3 protein-coding genes are annotated in these 3,965 nt (G+C 38.7%); 2 read left to right on the forward strand and 1 reads right to left on the reverse strand.

Annotation, left to right across the window (positions count from 1 at the left end):
• Window positions 1-1,305, reverse strand: a 1,305-nt coding sequence (locus tag H5072_RS13550) for a 3'-5' exonuclease (RefSeq protein WP_310735882.1), incomplete at its 3' end; no start/stop codon positions are given.
• Window positions 1,306-1,496: 191 nt separating this feature from the next.
• Between H5072_RS13550 and dinG the strand changes: the two genes are divergently transcribed.
• Complete coding sequence (gene dinG, locus H5072_RS13555) at window positions 1,497-3,572, forward strand: ATP-dependent DNA helicase DinG (RefSeq protein WP_039484246.1); 2,076 nt, start codon at window positions 1,497-1,499, stop codon at window positions 3,570-3,572.
• Window positions 3,572-3,965, forward strand: a 394-nt coding sequence (locus tag H5072_RS13560) for a TSUP family transporter (protein ID WP_182693816.1), incomplete at its 3' end; no start/stop codon positions are given. The genes dinG and H5072_RS13560, both read left to right, overlap by 1 nt.

Raw genomic sequence — 3,965 nt, forward strand, 5'->3', positions numbered from 1 at the left:
AATATAGAAAGTTTGCATAATACTGGGGTACAAGCTTTTAAAATCTAAAACAATGACATTTTTATAAAGCCCAGGAATAGACTCCATTACATAACCGCCAGGACTTTCGAATGTAAGCCCATGATCGCCCATATTAGGAGCAACATAACCGCTGCGATGCAGCATTGGTAAATACATATTGATAAAAGCAGCGACAGAGCCGCCCTTTTTTTCAAGCTCTAGCCCTGTGAGCTTTGTTCTTATAATAGAAAAGTCGAGTAGCTTTAATTTATCAAAAATTTTATTTACCAAAATACAATCTTGTCGATTATATTTTGCTAAAGAAAGCTTATCTTCATTAAATTGCCTAATAATTTCCTGCAGACTATTAGCCGTGTCGATTAATTTGGACTCACCCAACACTTGATTTGAAACATTAGCTAAAGAAAAGCTCTCAAAGCTATATGTAGCATTTTTTAAAGTGTCTATTCCATCAACCACACATCGCCCAGGGATCGATACTCGAGTAAAGTGTCCTTTTCGAACATATAAAGGTTGATCTTCCCTACCCAGTAATAACTTAACCCCAAGTGCTTCAGCTCTGTCATGAATAACCGAAAAATCGAACTCAATTACATTCCAGCCAATTATGACATCAGGATCGCTAAGCTTAATAAAATGCTCCAATCCCTTTAAGAGCTCAGCCTCATCTACACACCAAATAATATCAAACTCTAGGTTTTCAGTTTCCCTATCTGGCTCGCCAATCATTAAAACACAGTCTAAATTGCAGCCCACAAGTCCAACAGAAAACAAAACGCCACTTTCGTTACATTCAATGTCTAACGAGAGCTTATTAAGAGCTGGGGAGTACTCATCATTTGCTTTTAATTTTGCCTCTGTTACTAATGTATAACCATTTTGATAAAAAACATTACCCGTTATCCAAGCTCCTCCTTTTATAAAGCGCTCCATTAAATAACGCTCTATTGGTCGAATGTCTTCTTCAAATAATACAACTACACGTTGCTTTAAAGCTTTAGCAGCAGAATAAAAATGTTTTAGTGATTTGAAGTAACAGGCCGACATATCTTCTTGCTGAAAGTTTTTTAACTCAAGACTTTTAATATTAAAGATAAGTGATTCAGCGGCTAATATTTCATTCACTATTTCAGCATCTTTGCTTTTAATAAAAAACAGCGCATTTTCGTTAGTCGACACCGTTTTTATAGGCCCTTTATCACTACAAAACCACGCTTCGTAGCAGATGCCGTTAGCAGTATCATAAGCATGAGAAGAAACAATAAAACCAGCTGTTAAGTACATTATTACTAAACCTTATATATATATGTAAGTTTTTACTTAATTCAAAATGCTTTAAAGCCATACATTCAACCTAAATAAACACTCAGATACTTTATTTGCTAAATTAATCTCATCACTTCTTGTAGTTACACTCTTATAACTCTAAAATCCATAGCACTGTAATTATATACATACTTTAGGTAAATCATCCCATGCTTTCTGACTCACTAAAAAAAACAATTAGGCAAGTACACCAGCATGTGGCTAGTAACCTAAAAGATTATCGCCCTCGTAGCAGTCAAAATTATCTTGTAGCCGAAATAGCAAAAACACTTGCTGGCGAATACCATAAAAAGCAGCGCATTTGCGTAATTGAAGCAGGCACCGGTACCGGTAAGTCTCTTGCCTATTGTTTAGGCGCATTGCCTCTTGCCTTAGCGCAAAAAAAGAAGCTGGTTATTTCTACCGCGACCGTTGCACTGCAAGAACAATTAATAGCAAAAGAACTCCCATTTTTTAAAAAGCATTCAGGCCTCGACTTTAAATTTGATTTGGTAAAAGGTCGCCATCGTTATATTTGCGCTCACAAATTACATAATGCTGTAAATGGCGATAGCCAAACACAAATGGACTTTATGCCAACGCTTACTTCACCATTGAGCGCAATGGAAACCAAGTGTTTGAATGAGCTATATAACGCATATGTGAATAAAAAATGGCAAGGCGATAGAGACAGCTGGGCCGATACCGTACCCGACAGAGTATGGAACTTAATAGCGTGCGATAAACATTCATGCCAACGCCAAATGAAGGCCCATCAAACGTGTCCGTTTCAGCTTGCTCGTAATCAATTAATGCAAATGGATGTGCTGGTAATTAATCACTCTTTATTACTAGCTGATTTAGACTTAGGCGGCGGTAAAATTTTACCCGAGCCCGACAACACCATTTATGTAATTGATGAAGCGCATCATTTAGCACATATAACACGCGACTTTTCATCGGCCGCAGCAACAATTAAAGGTACAATAGAATGGCTTGATAAGCTCACCAAGTTTAGCGGAAAAATGGCAAAGGTTTTAGTGGGGCAAAGAGCCATTGGCCAAAACTTTAAACTTTGCGACAGTATTAATGACGCGAATAAAGATTTAAAAGTAGTTCGCGATATTCTCGATAATGCCGACTTTGAATACTCAAAAGACGATACTTATCGCTTTGAGCACGGTGAAATTCCACAATCGCTGCACAGTAAAGCAAAAGACATAAGCGAAGCCACGCAAGATGCGCTGCGCTGTTTAAACAAAATGCACGACACCCTTACCCAAGATGTAAGCGACGGCGACATAAAACCTTACGTTGCCGACCCAATACTAGGCGAAAGCGGTCAATACATAAACCGCTTAGAGCAACTGAACAAACTATGGTTTAGTTACGCAAAAAAAGGCGAAGGTGCTCCTCATGCACGGTGGATAAAGCGCCTTGAATACAAAAGCCATCACGATCACTTATTAAGCGACTGCCCTATCGAGGTCGGTTATTACTTAAAAGATAAATTGTGGCGAGAATGCGCGGGCGCTGTTTTGTGCTCTGCTACATTAAGTGCACTGGGCTCGTTCGATCACTTTGCTTACGAAACAGGACTTGCTAAAGAAGAAGGCGTTAAATTTATTAAAGTACCTTCTCCTTTTGATTACCCCAAACAAGCCACTTTACGTATTCCGGTATCTAAAGTAGAACCTACCGATAAAGACTTTAGTGACCACTTAGCTAAAACTTTACCAGAGTACCTAAATGATAAAAAAGCGAACCTTGTACTATTCGCTTCTTACTGGCAAATGGACCACGTAACAAAGTTCCTTAGAACAAAAGGTTTTAACTTATTAGTACAAGGTGAGATGTCGCGAGAAGCATTGCTTAAATTACACACTAAAAATGTAGACGAAGGCAAAGGCAGTATTTTATTTGGAACACAAAGCCTTTCGGAAGGTCTTGATTTACCTGGTAAATATTTAGAGAACCTAATAATCACTAAAATTCCGTTTGCTGTACCTACTTCGCCAATAGAAGAAGCGCAAGCAGAATTTGTACAAAGCAAAGGTGGTAACCCGTTTTTAACGATTACCGTGCCAGATGCCGCAAAGAAATTGGTACAAAGCTGTGGTAGACTGCTGCGAAAAGAGAGTGATGAAGGCTGTATTACTATTCTCGATAGACGCTTAGTTACTAAGCGATACGGTAAAGCCATGCTCGACACCCTACCACCTTTTAAAAGACAAATAGATTATTAATGTTTGAACTCGCACTCGATCCAACAACCTGGGCTGTTTTATGTGCTGTTGCACTTGCCGCAGGTTTTATAGACGCTATCGCCGGTGGCGGTGGCATGTTAACTGTACCCGCTTTATTAACTGCTGGCTTACCTCCACATTTAACATTAGGCACCAATAAATTAGCGGCTAGCTTTGGCTCGTTAACGGCAAGCTATACATACTATAAAAAGAACTTATTTAGTCCTAAGTTTTGGGCAGCCTCCATTATTGCTACCGCAATAGGTGCATTGATAGGTACTGTTATTGTTGATCATTTAAGTATCGATTTTTTAAACAAACTACTCCCCATTATTATTATTTTAGTTGCTGGCTATAGCTTATTTGGTAATTTAAGCACCACCGAAGGCGATG

Source organism: Pseudoalteromonas sp. SR45-5 (assembly GCF_014163565.1).
GTDB lineage: Bacteria > Pseudomonadota > Gammaproteobacteria > Enterobacterales > Alteromonadaceae > Pseudoalteromonas > Pseudoalteromonas distincta.

Coding starts and splice junctions, on each gene's coding strand:
- dinG (WP_039484246.1), top strand. CDS start 1,497: ATGCTTTCTGACTCACTAAAAAAAACAATTAGGCAAGTACACCAGCAT.